The sequence below is a fragment of the Serratia sp. D1N4 genome (assembly GCF_054552755.1).
This window is the reverse complement of sequence record NZ_CM137274.1, coordinates 58,175-80,157: the sequence shown is the minus strand read 5'-3', so window position 1 is coordinate 80,157 and position 21,983 is coordinate 58,175. Positions and strand designations below refer to the sequence as shown.

21 protein-coding genes and 1 pseudogene are annotated in these 21,983 nt (G+C 55.1%); 10 read left to right on the top strand and 12 right to left on the bottom strand.

The features are described 5' to 3' along the window. Positions 1–5: 5 nt before the first annotated feature. The 6 genes from ACX1CU_RS00375 to ACX1CU_RS00350 are packed head-to-tail and all read right to left on the bottom strand — an operon-like array spanning position 6 to position 6,176. Positions 6–887, bottom strand: a complete 882-nt coding sequence (locus ACX1CU_RS00375) for an ABC transporter permease (protein WP_459400706.1) — start codon at positions 885–887, stop codon at positions 6–8. A gap of 2 nt (positions 888–889) precedes the next feature. After that, the gene (locus tag ACX1CU_RS00370) at positions 890–1,831 is read right to left on the bottom strand and encodes an ABC transporter permease (protein WP_459400705.1); all 942 of its coding nucleotides are present in this window, start codon (positions 1,829–1,831) and stop codon (positions 890–892) included. Between the two features lie 20 nt (positions 1,832–1,851). Next, positions 1,852–3,369 (bottom strand): ABC transporter substrate-binding protein, encoded by a 1,518-nt coding sequence (locus tag ACX1CU_RS00365; RefSeq protein WP_459400704.1) that lies wholly within the window; start codon positions 3,367–3,369, stop codon positions 1,852–1,854. A gap of 4 nt (positions 3,370–3,373) precedes the next feature. Continuing rightward, positions 3,374–4,456, bottom strand: coding sequence for an ABC transporter ATP-binding protein (locus ACX1CU_RS00360; protein WP_459400703.1), 1,083 nt, complete (start codon positions 4,454–4,456; stop codon positions 3,374–3,376). After that, the gene (locus tag ACX1CU_RS00355; RefSeq protein ID WP_459400702.1) at positions 4,453–5,460 is read right to left on the bottom strand and encodes an ABC transporter ATP-binding protein; all 1,008 of its coding nucleotides are present in this window, start codon (positions 5,458–5,460) and stop codon (positions 4,453–4,455) included. The genes ACX1CU_RS00360 and ACX1CU_RS00355 overlap by 4 nt, the downstream gene beginning before the upstream one ends. Beyond that, complete coding sequence (locus tag ACX1CU_RS00350; protein ID WP_459400701.1) at positions 5,457–6,176, bottom strand: FadR/GntR family transcriptional regulator; 720 nt, start codon at positions 6,174–6,176, stop codon at positions 5,457–5,459. The genes ACX1CU_RS00355 and ACX1CU_RS00350 overlap by 4 nt, the downstream gene beginning before the upstream one ends. Before the next feature lie 325 nt (positions 6,177–6,501). On the opposite strand from ACX1CU_RS00350, the pseudogene ACX1CU_RS00345 reads away from it, so the two are divergent. Together ACX1CU_RS00345 and ACX1CU_RS00340 are read left to right on the top strand one after the other, a co-directional pair. Continuing rightward, positions 6,502–6,735 (top strand): annotated as a pseudogene (locus tag ACX1CU_RS00345) (type II toxin-antitoxin system RelE/ParE family toxin); the annotation flags it as partial. Further along, positions 6,722–7,009 (top strand): helix-turn-helix domain-containing protein, encoded by a 288-nt coding sequence (locus ACX1CU_RS00340; RefSeq protein WP_459400700.1) that lies wholly within the window; start codon positions 6,722–6,724, stop codon positions 7,007–7,009. The pseudogene ACX1CU_RS00345 and the gene ACX1CU_RS00340, both read left to right, overlap by 14 nt. Positions 7,010–7,170: 161 nt before the next feature. Here ACX1CU_RS00340 and glyS read toward each other — a convergent pair whose 3' ends face one another. From glyS to ACX1CU_RS00320, 4 genes are all read right to left on the bottom strand, one after another. Then, the gene (glyS, locus tag ACX1CU_RS00335) at positions 7,171–9,240 is read right to left on the bottom strand and encodes a glycine--tRNA ligase subunit beta (RefSeq protein WP_459400699.1); all 2,070 of its coding nucleotides are present in this window, start codon (positions 9,238–9,240) and stop codon (positions 7,171–7,173) included. An 11-nt stretch (positions 9,241–9,251) separates the two neighbouring features. Then, positions 9,252–10,160, bottom strand: coding sequence for a glycine--tRNA ligase subunit alpha (gene glyQ, locus ACX1CU_RS00330; protein ID WP_459400698.1), 909 nt, complete (start codon positions 10,158–10,160; stop codon positions 9,252–9,254). A gap of 181 nt (positions 10,161–10,341) precedes the next feature. After that, entirely contained in the window at positions 10,342–11,082 is a 741-nt protein-coding gene (locus ACX1CU_RS00325) for a helix-turn-helix transcriptional regulator (RefSeq protein ID WP_459400697.1), read from the bottom strand. Positions 11,083–11,510: 428 nt separating this feature from the next. Then, positions 11,511–13,499, bottom strand: coding sequence for an autotransporter outer membrane beta-barrel domain-containing protein (locus tag ACX1CU_RS00320; RefSeq protein ID WP_459400696.1), 1,989 nt, complete (start codon positions 13,497–13,499; stop codon positions 11,511–11,513). A 198-nt stretch (positions 13,500–13,697) separates the two neighbouring features. Between ACX1CU_RS00320 and ACX1CU_RS00315 the strand changes: the two genes are divergently transcribed. The 6 genes from ACX1CU_RS00315 (at position 13,698) to ACX1CU_RS00290 (ending at position 17,666) form a co-directional block, all read left to right on the top strand. Next, complete coding sequence (locus ACX1CU_RS00315; RefSeq protein ID WP_459400695.1) at positions 13,698–14,270, top strand: DNA-3-methyladenine glycosylase I; 573 nt, start codon at positions 13,698–13,700, stop codon at positions 14,268–14,270. Positions 14,271–14,305: 35 nt separating this feature from the next. Beyond that, complete coding sequence (locus ACX1CU_RS00310; RefSeq protein WP_459400694.1) at positions 14,306–14,713, top strand: N-acetyltransferase; 408 nt, start codon at positions 14,306–14,308, stop codon at positions 14,711–14,713. 200 nt (positions 14,714–14,913) lie between these two features. After that, positions 14,914–15,573 (top strand): OmpA family lipoprotein, encoded by a 660-nt coding sequence (locus ACX1CU_RS00305; RefSeq protein ID WP_459400693.1) that lies wholly within the window; start codon positions 14,914–14,916, stop codon positions 15,571–15,573. Between the two features lie 130 nt (positions 15,574–15,703). Next, complete coding sequence (gene ghrB / locus ACX1CU_RS00300) at positions 15,704–16,684, top strand: glyoxylate/hydroxypyruvate reductase GhrB (RefSeq protein WP_459400692.1); 981 nt, start codon at positions 15,704–15,706, stop codon at positions 16,682–16,684. Positions 16,685–16,764: 80 nt separating this feature from the next. Then, on the top strand, positions 16,765–17,211 hold the full coding sequence (gene parS, locus ACX1CU_RS00295; RefSeq protein WP_459400691.1) for a type II RES/Xre toxin-antitoxin system antitoxin: 447 nt from the start codon (positions 16,765–16,767) through the stop codon (positions 17,209–17,211). Next, on the top strand, positions 17,208–17,666 hold the full coding sequence (locus ACX1CU_RS00290; protein ID WP_459400690.1) for an RES family NAD+ phosphorylase: 459 nt from the start codon (positions 17,208–17,210) through the stop codon (positions 17,664–17,666). The genes parS and ACX1CU_RS00290 overlap by 4 nt, the downstream gene beginning before the upstream one ends. An 8-nt stretch (positions 17,667–17,674) precedes the next feature. Here the strand turns inward: ACX1CU_RS00290 and ACX1CU_RS00285 are convergent, their stop codons facing one another. Both ACX1CU_RS00285 and ACX1CU_RS00280 read right to left on the bottom strand, forming a co-directional pair. Next, positions 17,675–17,959, bottom strand: a complete 285-nt coding sequence (locus ACX1CU_RS00285; protein WP_459400689.1) for a type II toxin-antitoxin system RelE/ParE family toxin — start codon at positions 17,957–17,959, stop codon at positions 17,675–17,677. Next, the gene (locus ACX1CU_RS00280) at positions 17,949–18,197 is read right to left on the bottom strand and encodes a CopG family ribbon-helix-helix protein (protein WP_459400688.1); all 249 of its coding nucleotides are present in this window, start codon (positions 18,195–18,197) and stop codon (positions 17,949–17,951) included. Before ACX1CU_RS00280 ends, ACX1CU_RS00285 begins: the two co-directional genes overlap by 11 nt. Before the next feature lie 189 nt (positions 18,198–18,386). Between ACX1CU_RS00280 and ACX1CU_RS00275 the strand changes: the two genes are divergently transcribed. Together ACX1CU_RS00275 and ACX1CU_RS00270 are read left to right on the top strand one after the other, a co-directional pair. Further along, on the top strand, positions 18,387–20,453 hold the full coding sequence (locus tag ACX1CU_RS00275; RefSeq protein WP_459400687.1) for an alpha-amylase: 2,067 nt from the start codon (positions 18,387–18,389) through the stop codon (positions 20,451–20,453). Between the two features lie 258 nt (positions 20,454–20,711). After that, positions 20,712–21,965, top strand: a complete 1,254-nt coding sequence (locus ACX1CU_RS00270) for a valine--pyruvate transaminase (RefSeq protein WP_459400686.1) — start codon at positions 20,712–20,714, stop codon at positions 21,963–21,965. The last annotated feature ends 18 nt before the right edge of the window (positions 21,966–21,983 follow it).

Sequence of the window (21,983 nt, the reverse complement as noted above, 5' to 3'; positions counted from 1 at the left end):
TTTTGTCAGTCGTTACGCGGATCGAGCGCGTCACGCAGCCCGTCACCCAGCAAATTGAAGCCCTGCACGGTGAGAAAAATGGCGATCCCTGGGAAAATCGACATCCAGGGTGCCTGTTCCAGATAACCTTTTGCCGTATTCAGCATCGCCCCCCAAGAAGGATTGGGCGGCTGCTGGCCCAGCCCGAGAAACGACAGGCTGGCTTCGGTAATAATCGCCGCAGCGATCGCCAGCGTGGCCTGCACCAGAATCGGTGACATCACGTTGGGCAACACATAGCGCAGCACAATCCAGCGGTCCGGCAGGCCGATGGCCCGTGCGCCGTCGATATACTCCTCATGGCGCACCGCCAGCACCTGGCCACGCGTCAGGCGGGCGAAAATCGGCATTGCCGACAGGCCAATGGCAATCATGGCATTGCCGAGGCTAGGGCCAAGAAAAGCACCTAGCGCAATCGCCAGGATCAGGAACGGGCAAGCCAGCAGCGCTTCGATAACGCGTGAAATCACGCCGTCCCAAATCCCTTGCCAGTAACCGGCGATCAGGCCCAGCGGCACGCCGATCGCGATGGCGATCATCACCGAAATACAACCCGCCAACAGCGAAGTACGCGCCCCCCAGATAAGACGAGAGAAGATATCCCGCCCCAGTTCGTCGGTGCCGAGCCAGTACAGCTCCGACGGCGGCTTACGCACCGCCAGAAAGTTGGCCTTTACCGGGTCAAACGGCGCCAACCAGGGTGCCAACAGCGCCACTACGACAAACAGCAGCACGATCGCCGCCCCAATCATTGCGCTTTTATTGGCGAGAAACTTCTTCAACACCCGATTACGCGGCGCGCGCAGCGGTGCGGCCGCCGCCGTGTCGGAAACCAAAACTTCACTCATGGTCAGCCTCGCATTTTCGGGTTAATCAGCACGTAGAGCACATCCGCCAGCAGGTTAAGCAGCAGAAAACCGATCGCCACTACCAGCACCACGCCCTGCACCACCGCGTAATCACGGTTGAACACCGAATCGACAATCATCTTGCCGAAACCGGGTAGCGTGAACACCTGCTCGGTCAGCACCGCGCCCCCCAGCAGTTCGCCAAACAGCAGCGTAGTCAGGGTGATGATCGGTACCAGCGCGTTGCGAAAGGCGTGCTTGAGGATCACCCGTAGCGGCAACAGCCCTTTAGCCCGAGCGGTGCGGATATAGTCGGCCTTCAATACGGTAATCATCGAAGCGCGGGTATGGCGCATCAGCGTGGCCGCCAAGCCGGTGCCCAGCACCAGCGCAGGCAGCAGCAGCGTTTTGAGATTCTGCGGAATGCTCTCACTGAGCGGCACATAGCCCGAGGCGGGAAACCACTGTAAATGCACCGAAAACAGTAGAATCAGTAAAATCCCCAACCAGAAATGCGGCACCGAAATCCCCGAAAGCGCCACAAAGTTGGTGGTGTGATCGACCCAACTGCCCTTACGCACCGCCGCAATAATCCCCATGCTGATGCCCACCAGCAACGCCACTATCATAGCCAACAGCGACAGTTCCAGCGTTACCGGCAGTTTGCTGATAATCAACTGCGTGACCGGCTCTTTGGTACGCAGCGAAATGCCTAAATCACCGCGCAGCGCATTGCTTACCCAGTAAAAATACTGCGCCGGGATCGGATCGTTGAGGTGATATTCCTCGCGCAGTTGCGCAATCACCTCCGGATCGCGCTCTTCACCCGCCATGGCCAACACCGGGTCACCGGGCAGCAGCTTTTGCAGTGAGAACACCATAATGCTCACCAGCAGCAGCGTGGGGATGGCCAGCAGCAGGCGCTTGCAGATCAATTCAACCATCAGTGCTTCTCCGCATGCCCTCAGGGCGCCATTTTCACACCGGCCAGACGCACCAGACCATCTGGCCAGGCCTTAAAGCCTTCCAGTTTCTTATTGAGGCCAAAAATGCGCGGCTCAAAATAGAGGTAGGCAATCGGCATATCGATCTCCAGCTGTTTCACCACTTGGTCATACAGCGCCTGACGCGCCGCCGGATCGTTGATCTGGCGCGCCTGCGTCAGCCACTCATCGACCTGCGGATTGCTGTAGCCGCCGTCGTTAAGCGTGCCTTTGCTGTGGACAAACGAGAAAATGCTGCCATCGGGATCCGGCCGCCCTGACCAGCCTGACAGGCTGAGTTGGTATTCCCCGCGCTGCTGACGATCGAGCAGGGTGGCAAACTCGTTCATCTGTAGGTTGAGATTAAAACCGGCTTCAGCAACCATCGCCTGAAGCACCTGACCTACCTGCTGTGAAGCCGGGTTGTTGGTCACCAGCAGCGTGACGTCGAGCGGCGTCTTCACCCCGGCGGCAGCCAGCAAGGCTTTGGCTTTATCCACATCACGTGGGGCAACAGGCAGATTGACGTGGTAAGGGCTGACGGTGGAAATCCCCTGATTGGCTGGGGTAAACAATCCTTCAAAGGCCACCTGATTGAGCGCATCGCGATCGATCGCCAGCGAGAAGGCCTCACGCACCCGCGCATCCTTGGCGAACAGGTTGTTAGGGTCGACCTTGCCATTGCCAATATTAAAAGTAATGCCCTGATAACCGAGGCCGGTCACCTTGGCCAAACTCAGTTTGGGATCGGCCTCCACGGTTTTAACATCGCTGGCGGCAATCCCTTCCGTCAGTTCGAGATCGCCAGAGCGCAGGTTGGCCAAACGTACCGAGGCGTCCGGGATTGGCAGGAACACCACCTTATCGAAGTGGTAGGCGGACTTATTCCAATAGTTTTCAAAGCGCTTGAGCACAATGCGATCCTGCTGCACGCGGCTGTCAAACTGGTAAGGGCCAGAGCACACCGGGTGGGCGGTGAAATCCGCTTTGGCAGCGGCTTTGGGGGCCAACATCGCTCCGGCGCGATCGGTAAATTGGCTGAGCAGCGCCGCGTCGGCGGTTTTCAGGTGAAACACCACCTGATAAGGCCCGGCAACGTCGACAGACTCGATGGAAGAGATTTCGCTTTTGCGCAGCGATCCCGGCAGGGTTAATGCCCGCTCAATATTGAATTTCACCGCCTGCGCGTCGAATGCTTCACCATCGTGGAACGTGACCCCTTGGCGCAGATTCATGGTGAGAGTTTTGCCCTCGTCGCTCCATGCCCAGTCGGTGGCCAACCCCGGCACAATCTTCAGGTTTTCATCAATATCCACCAGCCGATCGCACATCGCCGCAAACACAAAACGGCCGTAATAGGTACGTGCCAGATGCGGATCCAGCATGTCTGGATCGGCCCCCAAGCCAATACGTATCGTGCTTTCTGCCTGTGCCTGAACGCAGGCTCCTGTCAGCAGCAGGCCACCGAGCGCACTCAATACAATATGACGTCCTTTCATCGCTTCACTTCTCCAGAGGGGTTGATGATTTTTGATTAACAGCCTGCTCAAACAGCGCGCGGCGGCGTAAAAAGGCGGATGACGGTGGGGCAATTTCAATCACGCTGCGATCGCGATTAATCTCTTGCCAACGATGGCATGCCACCTGACGACCACCGGCTAACACCTGATTAATCGGCTCATGTTGACGGCATTCGTCGCGAACGTGCGGGCAACGGGTATGAAAGCGGCAACCGCTGGGCGGTGCGGCCGGATTCGGCAGATCGCCCAGCAGCATCGGTATCTCACGCTCCACGCCGGGTTTTAGCTGCGGCGCACAGGCGATCAGCGCCTGGGTATAAGGGTGCAACGGCGCGTCAAAAATCTCATCGACGCTGGCCAATTCGACGATCTGCCCCAGATACATCACCGCCACGCGATCGCTCATATGGCGGATCACCGCCAAGCCGTGCGCCACGATCACCATGGTCAGACCAAACTGTGATTTCAGGTTCTCCAGCAGATTGACCACCTGCGCCTGCACTGACACATCCAGCGCAGATACCGGCTCATCACCCAGCAGCAGCTTGGGGCCGCTGGCCAGCGCGCGGGCGATACCGATGCGCTGACGCTGGCCGCCGGAAAACTCATGCGGATAGCGCTGCGCCCAGGCGGCAGGCAGGCCGACGGTGCGCAGCAGTTGATGCACCTTTTCCTGGCGATCGCGGCTCGACAGCGACTCATGCAGCCAGATCGGTTCACCCACGATGTTTTCTACCGTCATGCGCGGGTTCAACGAGGCAAACGGATCCTGAAAAATAATCTGTAGCTCCCGGCGCAGTTGATTCAGCCGAGTACCGCTGGCGTGGGTAATCTCTTCCCCCTGATAAAACACCTGCCCGTGGCTGGCCGCGAGCAAACGCAACAGCAGGCGGCCCAGCGTCGATTTCCCGGAACCAGATTCACCGACGATCGCCAGCGTTTCACCGGGCATCACTTGCAGCGAGACGCGATCAACGGCGGTCACCTGTTTGCTGCGTTTAAACAGCGAAGTCGGGCCGCTAAAGGTTTTACTTAAATCGGTACAGGCAAGGATGGGTGTCTTCATATCAATGCTCCCTGAGCCACGGAGTGTTCCAGCGGTGCGCGGAAACAGGCAACCTGATGCTGCGGATTCAGCACTTGCAGCGGCGGCTTTTGCTGATGGCAACGCGCCTCTGCGAACGGGCAACGGGTGGCAAAACGGCAGCCAGCGGGCATCTGTTCCGGTAGCGGCACGTTGCCAGGAATGGTCGCCAGTTTGGCGCTGCGAGCGCCGAGGCTGGGAATCGACCCCATCAAACCGATGGTGTAAGGGTGTTGCGGATCGTTAAACACCTCTGCCACCTCGCCGCTTTCCACCACCTGCCCGGCATACATCACCGCCACCCGCTGCGCCACTTCGGCTACCACGCCCAAGTCGTGGGTGATCATCAGCACGGCAGTGCCGGTTTCCTGCTTAAGCTGGTTGAGCAGCACCAGGATTTGCGCCTGAATGGTGACGTCGAGCGCGGTGGTCGGTTCATCGGCAATCAGCAACTGCGGGTGATTGATCAACGCCATAGCGATCATCACCCGCTGGCGCATGCCGCCGGAAAGCTGGTGTGGGTAAGATTTCAAGCGCATTTCCGCTGCCGGGATCTGCACCTTTTCCAAAATCTCTAATGCCAGATCCATTGCCTCGCGGCGGCTACAGTTGCGATGGCGTATCACCGCTTCGCTGAGCTGATCGCCAAGCGTGAACGCCGGGTTAAGCGAGGTCATCGGCTCCTGAAAAATCATCGCCATCTGGTTGCCGCGCAGATCGGCATAGTCGCGAGGGCTTAACTGACGCAGATCGTGATGATTGAAATACATCTCACCGCCGCTGACCTGGGCACTGCTGGGCAATAATCCCATCAGCGCCAACGAGGTAATGCTCTTGCCACAGCCGGACTCGCCCACCAGCGCCAGCGTTTCCCCCGCGTGGACGGTAAGTGAAATATTATCCAGCACCGTGACCGGTGAACCGCTGAACTGGACTTTGAGATCGTGCAGGCGCAGCACCGCAGGGCTGGCAGAAGAAAGGGTCATGGCAGCTCCTCGTCACCCACGTTGATAGCCTCAAGCAGCGCCTGTTGCAGCGCCAGCAGGTGTTCACGCATCGCCTGTGCGGCCTCCACCGGTTGGCGTGCCGCAATGTGCTGAATCAGGCGAACGTGGTGATGGTCATAATTTTCCAACCGCGCTGGCGTGCGGGCCTGCACGCGCAGGTGCTGCCAGGCGGGTTCACGGCGCACGGCATCAATGGCGTCAAACAGGCTGAGCATCAGGCGGTTACCTGCGGCTTCGGCAATGGCGCGATGAAAGGCGCTGTCCCACAGCTCATGTTGATCGCTATCGTTCAGCGTGATGCGATGCATACGCTCCAGCAGCCGCTGCATCAGGGCGATCTGCTCTTTGCTGGCGCGCAGCGCTGCCAGGCGCGCTAAACCCGGCTCCAGTTGGATACGTGCCTCCATCACCTCCAACAGGTTCGACTGCTGCGGCAGATCCTGCAATTGCAGCGGCTGCACCGGCGCGGCCGGGCCGACAAAGGTTCCCTTACCCTGTTTGCGCCAGATCCGCCCTTCTTCTTCCAGCACGTTCAATGCCCGGCGGATTTCGCGCCGCCCCACGGCAAAACGCTCTGCCAGCTCACGTTCCGTGGGCAAGGCTAGATCGGGTTGAATGTCGTCTTGCTGGAGCAACTGACGAAGTTTTTCCAATGCGGAACTGGAGTTTGCGGTATGGCCAGCCATCTCATCCATTTATTGGTTCGCCTATATTTAAATCACTAAAAAGAGATAAAAGAGGTTTTTGTTAAATTTAAGTTAAAATTAAGTTATCACAAGGCGATTAAGTGCACAATATGCGTTATTAATAGATAAGCAAGAAAAGAACCAATTTTTATTGGTTCATCTCAAACAAGGAGGGTTTCTATTTAATGCATTGAATTAAATGATAATTATATTTACGCGCGGCAGAGAAGAGAGAGTAAGTGCTTAAGGCAAGATGACGATCAGTGCGCCAAATGGGGGCATTGATGCTGTATTAGGGTGCATGGTCTGCTCTGTTTTATGACATAAAAAGCATAAGCTAAAAATAAATGCGACGGCATTGCGGGAGCCAGATAGCAAACCCCTCAGGGACGGTTTGTTTGAACTCAGAACGATGGGAACAGATATCGCTAGAGGGCTGTATGTTTATCAGAAGGGGAAAAATATCTACCTGCTTAGAATGTTCATCAAAAAAACGCAGAAAACCCCTTCAGGGGAGATAACGCTCGTTTTTGAACGACTTGAGGAGATGCTCAATGAAGAAAGTTAAAGGTGTTGCCTGGGAGACTGTGAGGGCTGATTTGATGTCAGATCCTGACGTACAGGCGGCTTATGAAGCCGAAGAGCGGAAAGAACGCTTACAAGCCATGCTGGCTGAATGGCCTAGCCATGCAGGGTTAACACGCGCACAGGTGGCTGAACGAATGGGTGTCACACCGCCAACGGTTTCACGTATGGAAGCTAATATCGTGAAAGCCAGTTTAGATACGCTGGTCAGATATGCCAAAGCTTGCGGTGTGGTACATCCCAAGATTACTTTGTAATGACTTAACCCTCTATAAATATAGAGAGTTAAGTCAGGTGTTTTACAGATATCTTAGTCAACCGGCCCAAATGGTTGATATAACCGAGAAAGCAGCCTTGGGACTAACACCGTTCATTTAAGAACGGTGTTAGCAAGGACGCTACTGCCAACAGCCGCTTATCACTGCAATACCGAAATATCCGCCACCTGCAGGAACAGCTCGCGCAGCTTGCTCAGCAGCGTCAGGCGGTTCACACGCACCGCTTCATCTTCTGCCATCACCATCACGCCATCAAAGAAGGCATCAACGGTTTCACGCAGTGCAGCCAGTTCTACCAAGGCTTCCTGATAACGGCCTTCGGCGAAGTAAGGTTGCAGCTTGTCGCGCAGCACCACCAGGTGAGTTGCCAGCTTGAGTTCAGCCGGTTCTTTCAACACCGAAGCACGCACCTGCTCCAACAGAGTATCGCTGGACTTAGCCAGAATATTGGAGACACGCTTGTTGGCTGCCGCCAATGCCGCCGCTTCTTCCAAGGTACGGAAGTGGGTCACCGCCTTCACGCGCGCGTCAAAATCAGCCGGTTTGGTTGGGCGACGTGCCAATACCGCCTGAATGGTATCTACCGCGTGGCCTTCTTCCTGATACCAGGCACGGAAACGGCCCAGCATAAAGTCGACAACCTCGTCCACCGCCTTGGCGTTGGTCAGCTTGCTGCCGTACAGGCGCACGGCCTCTTCGGTCAGGGTTTGCAGATCCAGCGGCAGGTTTTTCTCAACGATGATACGCAGCACGCCCAGCGCCGCACGGCGCAGAGCAAACGGGTCTTTATCGCCTTTCGGATGTTGCCCGATGCCGAAGATACCGGCCAGGGTGTCCATCTTGTCGGCGATCGCCAATGAACAAGCCACCAGCGACTGCGGCAGTTCATCACCGGCAAAGCGCGGCTGATACTGCTCGTTCAGCGCAACGGCGACGTCTTCTGCTTCACCGTCGTGGCGCGCATAGTGCATGCCCATCACGCCCTGGGTGTCGGTGAATTCGAACACCATGTTGGTCATCAGATCGCACTTCGACAGCAGCCCGGCACGCGTGGCATGGCTGACGTCTGCGCCAATCTGCCCGGCGATCGAACCCGCCAGCGCCTGAATACGGTCGGTCTTGTCGCGCAAAGTACCCAACTGCTGTTGGAACAGCACGGTTTCCAAACGCGGCAGGTTATCTTCCAGGCGTTTTTTGCGATCGGTATTGAAGAAGAACTCAGCATCGGCCAAGCGTGGACGCACCACCTTCTCGTTACCGGAGATGATTTGCTGCGGATCTTTCGATTCGATGTTAGCCACGAAGATAAAGTTCGGCAGCAGTTTGCCCGCGGCGTCGTACACCGGGAAATACTTCTGGTCGCCCTTCATGGTGTACACCAGCGCTTCTGCCGGTACCGCCAGGAATTTTTCTTCGAACTTGGCGGTCAGCACCACCGGCCATTCCACCAGCGAGGCCACTTCTTCCAGCAGGCTTTCGCTCAGATCGGCTTTGCCGCCAATCTTCTGCGCTGCCAGCTCGGCATCACGCTTGATCAGCGCTTTGCGGGTTTCGTAATCGGCAATCACTTTACCGCGCTCTTGCAGGATCTGCGGGTATTGGTCGGCATTGTCGATGGTGAATTCCGGCTCACCCATGAAGCGGTGGCCGCGAATCGTACGCGCAGAATCAATCCCCAGCACGGTGCCAGGGATCAGTTCAGCCCCCAGCAGCAGGGTCACGGTATGTACCGGGCGCACGAACTGGGTTTCTTTATCGCCCCAGCGCATCAGTTTCGGGATCGGCAATTTGGCCAGCGCGCTGCTCACCATGCCTGCCAGCAGTTGCTGCGCAGACTGGCCCGGCACATGGGCGCGATACAGCAGCCATTCGCCTTTGTCTGTCACCAGGCGTTCGGCCTGATCGACGGTGATACCGCAACCGCGCGCCCAGCCTTCGGCCGCTTTGCTCGGTTGGCCGCTGGCATCGAATGCCTGAGCAATCGCCGGGCCGCGTTTTTCAACTTCACGATCGGCCTGCGCGGCGCTCAGGTTGGCCACTTTCAGCGCCAGGCGGCGCGGTGCGGCAAACCAGCTTACGGTTCCGTGTTCAAGACCGGCGTTATCCAGCTCGGCGGTAAAATTCGCGGCAAAAGATTCTGCCAGTGAACGAAGAGCCTTCGGCGGCAGCTCTTCCGTGCCGATTTCCACCAGGAAAGTCTGTTGAGTCATGGCTGCCTCTATTATTTCTTATGACACATTGGGAAGCCCAGCGCTTCGCGGGAAGCGTAGTAGGCCTCGGCAACGGCTTTGGTCAGCGTGCGGATACGCAGAATATAGCGCTGGCGCTCGGTCACCGAGATCGCCTTGCGTGCATCCAGCAGGTTGAAGGTGTGGGCAGCCTTCAAGATACGTTCGTAAGCCGGCAGCGGCAGCGGTTTTTCCAGCGCCAGCAGCATTTGCGCTTCCTTCTCGTACTGCTCGAAGCAGCTGAACAGGAAATCGACATCGGCGTATTCGAAGTTATAGGTAGACTGCTCCACTTCGTTCTGGTGGAACACATCGCCGTAAGTAGTGATGCCCAACGGGCCGTTGCTCCACACCAGATCGTAAACGCTGTCCACGCCCTGGATGTACATCGCCAGGCGTTCCAGGCCGTAGGTGATCTCGCCGGTAACCGGTTTACACTCCATGCCGCCAACCTGCTGGAAGTAGGTGAACTGCGTCACTTCCATGCCGTTCAGCCACACTTCCCAGCCCAGGCCCCAGGCGCCGAGCGTCGGGTTTTCCCAGTTATCTTCTACGAAGCGGATATCGTGAATGGTCGGATCCAGACCCAGCTCTTTCAGCGAGCCCAAGTACAGTTCCTGAATGTTTTCCGGCGATGGCTTAATCACCACCTGGAATTGGTAATAGTGTTGCAGGCGGTTCGGGTTTTCCCCGTAGCGGCCGTCGGTCGGGCGGCGTGATGGCTGCACATAGGCGGTAGCCATCGGCTCCGGCCCCAGTGCGCGCAGGCACGTCATCGGGTGAGAGGTTCCCGCGCCGACTTCCATGTCCAATGGTTGAACGATGGTGCAGCCTTGGCGCGCCCAATAGTCCTGCAGTGTCAGGATCAGGCCCTGAAAGGTCTTGGTATCAAACTTTTGCATGTTAGATTCGCACGCGATACAAGTGGATTTAATGGAGTTCGTCAGTATACCCGTTGACCGTAAGATATACAGCCAGAATCCCGCAACAAGTGTGAATCATCGGGAGAATAACCGCTAAATAGGCCACTTTAGGACAGCAACCTGCACTTTTGCTTACCCGTTGCCCTGCTGAGTGCCCCCATTATTCCGTCTCGGGGAGAACCGGCCTGATCAACTGCAACTCCATACCCAGCCTGATGGCATGCTTAGCGTTGGTGACGCCTAATTTTTTTACCGCATTACCAATATGGTATTTTACCGTAGTGAGTTTTATCCCCAAGAGGGTGGCAATTTCCTGGTAGGGCTTTCCCACGCTGGCCCAATAAATAATCTCATTTTCACGCTTTGAGAAAATCTCTTGGTTATTCATTTTATCAAAGTAGGACTTACCGTTCAGTTCCTGATAAAATGCAGTGAGTTTTTCATGTGCTGTTATCAATAGCATCTGAATTTTATGTTTATTACTTTCTATTTCTTCTATATTAATGCTGCACTGTTTATCTATCAGAATAGAGAGCACCGCAAGATTATGGTTATAATCGTGCAGAACAAAGGTATATCCATTGATAACATCGTAATTCTTGGCCATATCAAAAATTCTTGAAAGCTTCAGCCCGGAACTTATCATGATGTTCTCATCCCACGGGAACGGTGTTACCCGCTGTGTGGCAGTGATAACCACCGGATCGATAAACTGGTAGTTATTTTCTTTGTAAATATCAAACCATTCTGTTTTGTTGGAAATAATTGCCAGATCAGCCGGGTTCCTTTTATTCATTATGCCATAGACGAACTTGATATTTTTATATTCCACCAAGTTGCGTTCTAAATAGCTTTTTATGGTGGCGTTAATAAACTCATTATTGAAAAATAAATCAGACACTGGCCACCTCCTTATCAACCCGATAAAGATAAAATTGTAACATAGAACCTGAATTTCGCTATCAGTACATCTACGGACTAAAACCTGCAAAAAAGCCGTTGAAAGAGCCTGAGAGGATGGCATGGTAAGAGTAAATCGAGAACCACAAAGAAAAGTCGACGAAAAAACACCGTATATATCAATATACAGTTCACAAAATAAACAAGGTTTTCCCTGGTGTTGAGCAAATATCTGATTCTGAAAATAGGGTTTTGTCAGTGCTTCATTTTAGCCAATAACGATCAGGCTTGTTATGCATTTAAGAGTACATAATGACTATACAAAAGTATAGTCAGTACCTGTACTTTTTCTTGCTAGCGCCCAAGGATTTTTATCCTAACCGTGACGGCAAACAGGGCCTTACCCGCAAGGCCCTGTTTTTGTTGTTATCAGAAGCGCGCGCTGATCCCAACGTTATACATAAATTGCTCACCGCTGCTCAGGCCACCGGTTTGTGAAACCGAGGTAAAAGCCGCCACCCGATCGGTCAGCGGCATATTCGCCCCCAGTGTCATATTGACCCAGTCTTTATCCTGGCTGGCACTGTCACGGGTAAAGGAGGTCTGGGTGGATTTCAACCCACCACCGGCACGATAAACATCATCACCAAACTGATGCTGATAGCTCACCTCGGCATAAGGGTTGACCACGCCCAGTTGCGCGTCCAACCGCCAGCCCAGGGCTGCAATCTGTGAACGATAGGTTTGATCGTTGAAACGCATCGCGGTGCTGTCGTTGCTGTCCTCGCTGTAACCAGAAACATTGCTGTAATCCCAGGCAAACTGCGCCATCGGACCGGTAGTCAAATAGGAGGTCAGCGGGAAATCATAACCACCGGTTACGCGCGCGCCCCACTGTTTACCCGAGGTTGAACCGGTTTCCGTGCGCGTGAGTGAGCCCAATTGCATACTGCGGCGAATATCGTCGTAATTCATCGTCATGTAATGCACGTCTGCGTTCACCCAACCCTGTTCAAACAGCGACAAGCTGCTAAAGGCAGAGAACAGCAAACCACGCGCTTTATATTCATAACGGCTGGAGGGCTGCTGATCGTCATTGGAACCGGCCAGCAGAGCACCGATCAGCCAGTCATCCGTCAACTGATAGTCCACGCCTAGCGTCAGATTATGCGTGGTAGCATCGCCATCATCCACCACCAGATTGGCTGAGTAATCATAGCGTTGACCTGCATAACCGCCGAATAACCCCAAGGAACCCTGTGGGTTGCTACCGGATCGCAACTGCTGGAAACGGCCGTCGAGGGTGGCTCGGCTGTCACGCGCCATGGCCGCTGTCGCCTGGTTGAGCGCCACGGCCTGCGCCGGGCCGTCAAGCACCGCCTGGATATAATCAGCAATCAGCAAATGTGCCTGTGGGCTGGGGTGGAAATGATCGGCAAACAGATAAGACTGGCTGGCATCAAAACCAGGCGTGGACGCGTTACAGACCGCCGATGATACCCCAGCCGGGCAGGCCATCCCGGCGGTATTGGTGAAACCGAACTGCCCAGGGTTGGCGATCGCCTCACTGAACAGTTGATTGACATCAACACGCACGATATTGCCGCCACTTTGTGCCAGCAGGCGATCTTCACTCTGATTATAAAAATCGGTGAGTTGCCCAGCCTGCGCGCTCAGTTCATCAAAGGCTGCAATCAGTTGCGCGGCAATAAATTGTTGTACCTGCGGATCGGCGCTGCCCTGTGCCGCAGCGGCGCTCAACGCCTGATGAATCGCCTGCTGGCGCGCCGCGTTATCCGGTGTGGCCAGCGCATTGAGCGTAGCGTAGGCCGCCTGTACGGCAGCACCCTGCACAGGAGAGAGCGCCTGCTGGATAATCAGCTCCATCAGCTGCGGCGTAGAACCGATATTTGGCACCGTCGGCACAATCACCGTTCCGGCACCGGCATTGAGCAACGAGTGCACCTGCATCGCTGCCGCTGCGGCGCTGATGTAGGCCACTTCCGGCGCCGTTGCCGGGTTCATGGCTGCCGCTGCTAAATCATTGCCGCCAATCCAGTGGATATAAAGCCCGTCGCCATCCGCTTTGCCGTTAACTCGTGCAAGATAACGCTGTACCTGATCCTGCGTATTGTCTACCGGGTTGAGCGCAGGCACCGCCACTCCAGCACCTGCGGCATAGTTATAGCCGCCATTGTCTGAGGCCACCAGCGCAGCACCAATCCGCTGCGCCAGCGCTTCGTCATACAGCAGATGTTGACGGTTATCATAGGTAAACCGGCCGTTGTTACCGGTGTCACTCAAACTGTCACCAAACACGTAGAGCTGATCGTAAGCCTGCACCGGAGCGCTGAGACAAAACGCCAAAGCCACTGCAAGCACCGCCGGGCGCGGCATGCAAATCGTTTTTAGAGGCATGAATGAGCTCCTCAGAGCCAAAGAAAATGAACAAAACTACATTTTTATCGTTGACCACTCTCTCGCGGCCATGCAGTAAATATTGCGGGCTTTCACACTACGTCAAGTTAGGTGACGAGAAAATAATCAAACACTTGCCAGCCAGACCGCTTCAGGCGATGATTAACTGTAAATAAATACAGCATAAGGAGCAGTAGCATGACCATCGAGCGTTGTGGTTGGGTGACAACCGATCCGTTGTATCTTGAGTATCACGACAAGGAATGGGGGACACCCACCACCGATGCGCAGGAACTGTTTGAAATGCTCTGCCTGGAGGGCCAACAGGCGGGGCTTTCCTGGATCACCGTCCTGAAAAAACGCGAAAACTATCGCCGCGCCTTCCACAACTTTGAACCACAGCGCGTTGCCGCCATGACCGAGCAGGATGTCGAAACCCTGCTGCAGGACAGCGGTATCATTCGCCACCGCGGTAAGATCGAAGCCATTATCACCAACGCCAAGGCATATTTAGCCATGGAGGCAGCCGGTGAGGACTTCGTTACCTTTATCTGGAGTTTTGTCGACGGCGAACCTCTGCTGAATGATTGGCAAACGCTGAGCGATGTTCCGGCAAAAACCGAACGTTCAGACGCCATGTCCAAAGCGCTGAAAAAGCGCGGCTTCAAATTTATTGGTTCCACCATCTGCTATGCCTTTATGCAGGCCAGTGGCTTGGTGAACGATCACCTGACCGGCTGTTTCAGCCACCCAAAGCAACGCAGGGCGTAATCCGCATTGCCCACCCGGCGGATATCGAAACATTGATGGCGCTGTGGCTGGCAAGTACGACCCAGGCGCATCCGTTTATTGCGGCAGAATATTGGCAACAGAGCGCTCAACTGGTACGTGAAAGCTATCTACCACGCGCCGAAAACTGGGTTTACCTGCATAGCGGGCAGATCGTCGGTTTTATCAGCGTGTTGAATGAGCGTTTCATCGGTGCGCTGTTTGTTAAGCAGAACTTTCACGGCAAAGGGATCGGCCAGGCATTGATGAACTATGTGCAGCAGCGCCACAGCTGGCTGAGCCTGGAAGTGTACGAGTGGAATCGGCGTGCCTGCGCATTTTACCGCAAGCAGGGTTTTCGTGAGATGAAGCGTCTGTTCAATCAAGAAACCCAAGCCTTTACGCTGATTATGAACTGGAGCGCAGCCGACCAGCCTTATTCCTGAGGTACTTCCCCTCTCATTCCTTTGAGAAGGGAAGCCTTATCTTAAAGATCTCATTACCGCTGATAATTCAGCTTTTTCTGGTTTCCCTCCCACAGATTGCCGGGTAATTTGCCCCGCAATGTCTGTAGGCATTCTCTGCTCTTTAGCGCGTCCATCTTGGATCAGCCAATACAGATATTGATGCCATTTAAGGGAAAACCATGAAAAAACGCATTGCGATGATTGCCGGAGCCGTCGCCGTTGTAATGACGCTATCCGCTTGTACCACCAACCCATATACCGGGGAATCACAGGCCGGTAAAGCGGGCATTGGCGCTGGGGTTGGTGCTGTTCTGGGGGCCGGTATCGGTGTGCTTTCTTCATCGAAAAAAGATCGCGGCAAAGGAGCCCTGATCGGCGCCGCCGCCGGAGCGGCACTGGGCGGTGGAGCCGGTTATTACATGGACGTGCAGGAAGCCAAACTGCGCGAAAAAATGAAAGGTACCGGCGTCAGCGTTACCCGCCAGGGCGATAATATCGTGTTGAACATGCCGAATAACGTCACCTTCGATACCAACAGCAGCACGCTGAAACCGGCGGGAGCCAACACCTTGGTAGGCGTTGCCATGGTGCTGAAAGAGTATGAAAAAACGGCGGTTAACGTGGTGGGCCATACCGACAGCACCGGTGCTCGTGCGCTCAATATGACTTTGTCACAGCAACGTGCCGATGGCGTTGCCAGCGCCTTGATCACCCAGGGCGTTGCCGCCAACCGCATCCGTTCCAGCGGCGTTGGCCCGGATCAACCGATTGCCTCCAACAGCACCACTGAAGGCAAGGCGCAAAACCGCCGCGTTGAGATCACGCTCAGCCCATTGTAATAATTCCGCGCGGGGCGAGAGCCCCGCTGATTTCAGCACCCCATACCGCGATTTTGCAGAACAACCCTGTCCTTCTCCGCTCAGCGCTTTATGTTATTTTAAACAAATCGTTAGCCTGCTGGAGTTTGTGATGAAGCCTTCCATTGTGTTGTACAAAAACATTCCCTCCGATCTGCATAAACGGCTGGAACAACATTTTACCGTTCATGCCTTCGATGACCTGAACCCAGAGAACCCCGCCTTGAAACAGGCGCTGCAACAAGCCGAAGGGATCATCGGTTCCGGCGGCAAGATTGACGACGCTTTCCTGCAACTGGCCCCTAAGCTGCGGGCGGCGTCAACCATTGCCGTAGGTTACGACAACTTTGACGTCGATGCGCTCAACGCGCGTAACGTGGTGCTGATGCACACCCCAACCGTGCTGACCGAAACCGTCGCCGATACCCTGATGGGTTTGATGTTAGCCACCGCGCGCCGCATGGTAGAAGTGGCCGAACGGGTGAAGGCCGGTGCATGGCAAGAAAGCATCGATTCTGATTGGTATGGCGTGGACGTGCACCATAAAACCATCGGCATTCTCGGCATGGGCCGCATCGGCCTGGCGCTGGCACAGCGTGCACACTTCGGCTTCGGCATGCCGGTGCTGTATAACGCCCGCCGCGTTCATCAGGAAGCGGAGCAACGCTTTAACGCTCGCCGCTGCGATCTCGACACGCTGCTGGCCGAATCTGACTTTCTCTGTATTGTTCTGCCGCTGACCGACGAAACCTTCCATATCATCGGCCGCGAACAATTAGCGAAGATGAAAAAGAGTGGCATCCTGATTAACGCGGGCCGTGGCCCGGTGGTTGATGAAGCGGCGCTGATCGAAGCCCTGCAAAATGGCACCATCCACGCCGCCGGGCTGGATGTGTTCGAACAGGAGCCGTTAGCGGTGAATTCGCCGCTGCTGAAGCTGCCGAACGTGGTGGCCCTGCCGCACATCGGTTCTGCTACTCATGAAACCCGTTACGGTATGGCCGCCTGCGCCGTGGATAACCTGATTGCCGCGCTGACCGGCACGGTGCAAGAAAACTGCGTCAATCCGCAGGTGCTGAAAACGGCATTGTAGGTACGCCCAGATTGGCTGATTGTGCAGCAGTGGACAAATATCTATACTGAAGCAAGACAAATGAGAAACCCGGAGGTGTTATGCGCACATTCAGCCCATCAAAAAGGCCAACCAGTAACGAACTGTGGCGCTCTGCCGGTTTCCCTGCCAGTAGGGGGCCAGAGTTAATCCTGCGCTTGCGCCAGGGGCTACCGGTATCAGTGATTGAAACCATCCACAGTTGGGCCGGTTTTCCGAAAGCGGATATCCTGCGCATTACCGGCATCAATGCCAAAACGCTGAGCCGCAGAAAAGCAGGCACCGGGATATTAAGCCCGGATGAGAGCGAGAAGATCGCACGTTTAATCCGCGTGGCTGATGCCGCCGTCGCGCTGTTCGAAGGCGATCGTGAAAAAGCCGTAAGCTGGATGCGCAAGCCCGTGCGTGGCCTGGCAAATGAAACCCCAGAAAGCCTGCTTAACACCGAAAGCGGGGCGGTTGAGGTACTCGATCTTATCGGCAGACTTGAGCACGGCGTTTTCTCGTGATCGGTTATCGCATCGTAAAAACCAAGTTTCTGGATAGCGCCTGGTCGGGTTACGGTGCCCAGCAATACGGCGGCCGCTGGAACCACAAAGGCAAAGCCATGATCTATTTGGCAACCTCGGTTTCCTTGGCAATGCTGGAATGCCTGGTACATTTCGATGATGCGGCGCTGTTGCAGCATTACACCTTGCTGAGCATTGAAGTGTCTGATGCGGAGATTATTACCTTAGAACCCAGCGCATTGCCTGCCAACTGGCAGCAATTAACCGCGCCGCAAGAAACCATGGATATTGGTTCTGAATGGCTGGACTCAGCCACCTCTGTAGGTTTACTGGTTCCTTCGGCGGTGGTGCCGATGGAAAACAACCTGTTGATTAACCCGCAACATGCTGATTTCGCCACCTACCTTGCCAGCGCTCAGGCGATACCGCATCTGTTTGACGCAAGACTGAAATAACGACGGGATTAATACTTTTCCAACGGGCGCCTGCGCGTATGGAATACCCTGAGAATATGTATTTCATCGTTTTTAATTCTGTAGGGGATCAGATAAGGGAAGGTTTGCATCACAATTTCCCGCGTCCCCATCACTCTGCCCGCCCGACCTAACGCCGGATTGGTAACCAGTAAGTTCACTAAGCGAAAAACTTCTCTGGCAAATTCGGCCGCAGCTTGCGGGTTCTCTTGGTAAAGCCAGTCATATTCATCATCAAAATTGATGGTGGCTTTCCTTAGCCATTTAATTTCCATCTGAATCAATCACTCCCATCTGCTTAAAACGGGCGGCCATTTCATGTTCCGAAGCAAAATCACCCTCGTCCGCCTCAATAATTGCCTGTTGAATTTCAGCAATCTGCCAAGCTTCACGGTTTAAAAAATCCCGAATCGCTTGCGCTGCCAGGAAAGATTTGGTTCTACCGGTCGCTTCGGCCAATGCTTCAAGCTGCTGGGAGAGATCGTCGGAGAGTCGAACAGACATCACGCTCATAGGCTTACCTCACACTACAATGTATACATTGTAATATAGATTAAAAAAACAACAGAATATAGTCAAACCTCTCCCCCTGCTCCCTCCGCCCCTAAATTCCTGCCTGGGGATGAGGCGATTTTTCCGTCATTCAGCAAACTGGGCATTACCCTAGGATAAAAACGCTTCCTACCATGAGTAAGGAGAGCCATGAAACGCCTGACATTTCCTCTGTTGATGCTGCTGTCACCCGCAGCCTTAGCCACCTGGACGCTGCAAAGCTTCCCGGCCTTTAACGAATCCTCCAGCGGGCTGTTTATCAGCCAGGCTACGTTGCCAAAAGGGCAACTGCCGTTGCAGCTTTACCAGAACAAACAGTGCTGGCAACCGGCGGAAGCGATAAAACTCAATCAGCCCCTGTCATTGCAACCTTGCGGTGATCATGCACCGGCCAGTTGGCGGCTATTTCGCAGTGGCGAATATCAGGTGCATATCGATACGCGCAGCGGCACCCCGACCTTGCAGCTCAACCTGAAAACCGAACCGGAAAACAGCGTGGCTGCCGTGGCTCACACCTGCCAACGCTGGGACGGCAAACCGGTCACCATAGCCGTTAACGGCACCTTCGCCGAAGGTGAAATGGTACGCGATTTCTACTCCGGCCAAACCGCGAAAGTCACTTTGGGCAAGGTCACCCTGCAACCGGCGGCCAACAGCGGCGGCATATTGCTGCTGGAATCTGCCGCCACGCAGCGGCAGGCAGCCTTCAACTGGCACAACGCCACGGTCTATTTTGTGCTGACCGATCGCTTTGAAAACGGCAACCCGGCTAACGATCACAGCTATGGCCGCCGCAGCGACGGCATACAGGAGATCGGCACCTTCCACGGTGGCGATCTTGCCGGGCTAACGCAAAAACTGGACTATCTGCAACAGCTTGGCGTCAATGCGCTGTGGATCAGCTCACCGCTGGAGCAGATCCACGGCTGGGTTGGCGGCGGCACCAAAGGCGATTTTCCGCATTATGCCTATCACGGCTACTACCATCAGGATTGGACCAGGCTCGATGCCAATATGGGCAACGAACAGGATCTGCGTAACCTGGTAGAGCAGGCACACCAACGCGGAATCCGTATTCTGTTTGACGTGGTGGTCAATCACGTCGGCTACGCCACGCTGACCGATATGCAGCAGTTTCAGTTCGGTTCACTGTATCTGAAAGACAACGAGCTCGAAAAAACCTTAGGCAAAAGCTGGGGCGATTGGCAACCGGGGCCAGGCCAGAATTGGCACAGTTTCAACGACTACATTAATTTCAGTGATAAAGAAGGCTGGAGCCAATGGTGGGGCAAAAACTGGATCCGCACCGATATCGGTGACTACGATTCACCGGGCTTTAACGATCTGACCATGTCGCTGGCATTCTTGCCGGATATCAAAACCGAAGCGCCCGGTGCCAGCGGCTTGCCGCTGTTTTACCGCCATAAACCGGACACTGCCGCGCGCGAAATTCCTGGAGCCACTACCCGCGACTATCTGACTATCTGGCTCAGCCAGTGGGTTCGTGATTACGGCATTGATGGTTTCCGCGTTGACACCGCCAAGCACGTCGAAAAACCGACGCTGGCGTTGCTGAAACAGCGCGCCGCCACGGCACTGGCAGAGTGGAAGGCGGCTAATCCTAAGCAGGCGCTGGACGATGCGCCGTTCTGGATGACCGGCGAAGCCTGGGGCCATGGTGTGATGAAGAGTGATTACTATCAGAATGGCTTTGATGCGATGATCAACTTCGATTTCCAAGATCAGGCCGCGCAGGCGTTAGGGTGTTTCTCTACTATCGACAGCACCTATCAGCAGATGGCCGATAAGCTGCAAAGCTTTAACGTGCTGAGCTATATCTCCTCGCACGATACGCGCCTGTTCTTCACCAACGATGCCAAAGGCTCACTGCCGTTGCAGCAACGGGCGGCAGACTTGCTGTTGCTGGCACCGGGTGCGGTACAGATTTATTACGGTGATGAAAGCGGCAGGCCATTCGGCCCCACCGGTTCCGATCCGCTGCAAGGCACGCGTTCCGATATGAACTGGGATGAGCTGAAAGGGGCCAAAGCGCCGTTGCTGGCACACTGGCAGGTGCTGGGCCAATTCCGCGCCCGCCACTCGGCGATCGGTGCTGGAACCCAACAGTCGCAGCAAACGGCAAACTACTATGCGTTCAGCCGCCAACATGATGGCGATAAAGTGATGGTGGTGTGGGCTGGCGATCGGTCACAATAATTCAGCAGGTTGTGCTAGCAAAACTCCGCTGGGCGATATCTCTCCCCAGCGGGGGAAATATCGCCGCATTGCACCCGCATTTGTCTGGCGTTATGGTGGTGGTTCACTTGCTAATAACAATACTGTTGCGCCTATACCAAAAATACTTGGAGTTGCAGGTAGGCGGCAACAGAGCGAATCCCGATGAGCTTACTAAAGTAAGTGATTCGGGTGAGCGAGAGCAGCCAACACCCCTGCGGCTTCAAGTATGAATGGTATATGACTTTTTCACTTTTCGGCGACAAATTTACCCGTTACGCGGGCATCACCCGCTTGATGGACGATATGAACGACGGCCTGCGCACTCCTGGCGCTATCATGCTTGGCGGCGGTAACCCGGCGCATATCCCAGAGATGGAAAGCTACTTCAAACAGCTGTGCCAAGAGATGCTCGATCAGGGCAAACTGACCGAGGCACTCTGCAACTACGATGGCCCACAGGGTAAAAATACCCTGCTGAAAGCGCTGGCCAAGCTGTTGCAGGAAGAGTTGGGCTGGCCGATCGAACCACAGAATATTGCACTGACCAACGGCAGCCAAAGCGCGTTTTTCTACTTGTTCAACCTGTTCGCTGGCCGTTATGCCGACGGCAGCCGCCGCCGCGTGCTGTTCCCGCTGGCACCGGAGTATATCGGCTACGCCGACTCCGGGCTGGACGAAGGGCTGTTTGTCTCCGCTAAACCGAATATCGAACTGCTGCCGGACGGCCAGTTCAAGTATCACGTCGATTTTGAGCATCTGAATATCGGCGATGATATCGGTATGATCTGCGTTTCACGCCCGACCAACCCAACCGGCAACGTGATCACCGATGAAGAGCTGATGAAGCTCGATGTGCTGGCGCAGCAACGGGACATCCCACTGGTGATCGACAACGCCTACGGCGTGCCCTTCCCCGGCATCATCTTCAGCGAAGCGACGCCGCTGTGGAACCCGAATATCATTCTGTGCATGAGCCTGTCCAAACTTGGCCTGCCGGGCTCACGCTGCGGCATCGTCATTGCCGATGAGAAAGTCATCACTGCGCTCACCAATATGAACGGCATTATCAGCCTGTCGCCGGGCAGCATCGGCCCGGCCTTGGCAACGGAGATGATCGAGCGCGGCGATCTGCTGCGTTTATCCAATGAGGTGATCCGCCCGTTCTATAAGCAACGGGTTGAACAAACCATCGGCATTCTGCGCCGTCATCTGCCGCCGGAACGTTGCCTGATCCACAAACCGGAAGGGGCGATTTTCCTCTGGTTATGGTTCAAAGATCTGCCGATCAGCACCGAATTGCTGTATCAGCGCCTGAAAAAACGCGGCGTGCTGATGGTGCCGGGCCACTACTTCTTCCCAGGGCTGGAACATGAGTGGCCGCATACCCACCAATGTATGCGTATGAACTATGTGCCGGATCCGGAGCAGATTGAGCGTGGCGTGATGATTTTGGCGGAAGAGATCGAGCGAGCGCATCAGGAAGCGGGTTAAATCAGCAGAGCCCTTTAG

Coding starts and splice junctions, on each gene's coding strand:
- ACX1CU_RS00375 (WP_459400706.1), bottom strand. CDS start 887: ATGAGTGAAGTTTTGGTTTCCGACACGGCGGCGGCCGCACCGCTGCGC.
- ACX1CU_RS00370 (WP_459400705.1), bottom strand. CDS start 1,831: ATGGTTGAATTGATCTGCAAGCGCCTGCTGCTGGCCATCCCCACGCTG.
- ACX1CU_RS00365 (WP_459400704.1), bottom strand. CDS start 3,369: ATGAAAGGACGTCATATTGTATTGAGTGCGCTCGGTGGCCTGCTGCTG.
- ACX1CU_RS00360 (WP_459400703.1), bottom strand. CDS start 4,456: ATGAAGACACCCATCCTTGCCTGTACCGATTTAAGTAAAACCTTTAGC.
- ACX1CU_RS00355 (WP_459400702.1), bottom strand. CDS start 5,460: ATGACCCTTTCTTCTGCCAGCCCTGCGGTGCTGCGCCTGCACGATCTC.
- ACX1CU_RS00350 (WP_459400701.1), bottom strand. CDS start 6,176: ATGGATGAGATGGCTGGCCATACCGCAAACTCCAGTTCCGCATTGGAA.
- ACX1CU_RS00340 (WP_459400700.1), top strand. CDS start 6,722: ATGAAGAAAGTTAAAGGTGTTGCCTGGGAGACTGTGAGGGCTGATTTG.
- glyS (WP_459400699.1), bottom strand. CDS start 9,240: ATGACTCAACAGACTTTCCTGGTGGAAATCGGCACGGAAGAGCTGCCG.
- glyQ (WP_459400698.1), bottom strand. CDS start 10,160: ATGCAAAAGTTTGATACCAAGACCTTTCAGGGCCTGATCCTGACACTG.
- ACX1CU_RS00320 (WP_459400696.1), bottom strand. CDS start 13,499: ATGCCTCTAAAAACGATTTGCATGCCGCGCCCGGCGGTGCTTGCAGTG.
- ACX1CU_RS00315 (WP_459400695.1), top strand. CDS start 13,698: ATGACCATCGAGCGTTGTGGTTGGGTGACAACCGATCCGTTGTATCTT.
- ACX1CU_RS00310 (WP_459400694.1), top strand. CDS start 14,306: ATGGCGCTGTGGCTGGCAAGTACGACCCAGGCGCATCCGTTTATTGCG.
- ACX1CU_RS00305 (WP_459400693.1), top strand. CDS start 14,914: ATGAAAAAACGCATTGCGATGATTGCCGGAGCCGTCGCCGTTGTAATG.
- ghrB (WP_459400692.1), top strand. CDS start 15,704: ATGAAGCCTTCCATTGTGTTGTACAAAAACATTCCCTCCGATCTGCAT.
- parS (WP_459400691.1), top strand. CDS start 16,765: ATGCGCACATTCAGCCCATCAAAAAGGCCAACCAGTAACGAACTGTGG.
- ACX1CU_RS00285 (WP_459400689.1), bottom strand. CDS start 17,959: ATGGAAATTAAATGGCTAAGGAAAGCCACCATCAATTTTGATGATGAA.
- ACX1CU_RS00280 (WP_459400688.1), bottom strand. CDS start 18,197: ATGAGCGTGATGTCTGTTCGACTCTCCGACGATCTCTCCCAGCAGCTT.
- ACX1CU_RS00275 (WP_459400687.1), top strand. CDS start 18,387: ATGAAACGCCTGACATTTCCTCTGTTGATGCTGCTGTCACCCGCAGCC.
- ACX1CU_RS00270 (WP_459400686.1), top strand. CDS start 20,712: ATGACTTTTTCACTTTTCGGCGACAAATTTACCCGTTACGCGGGCATC.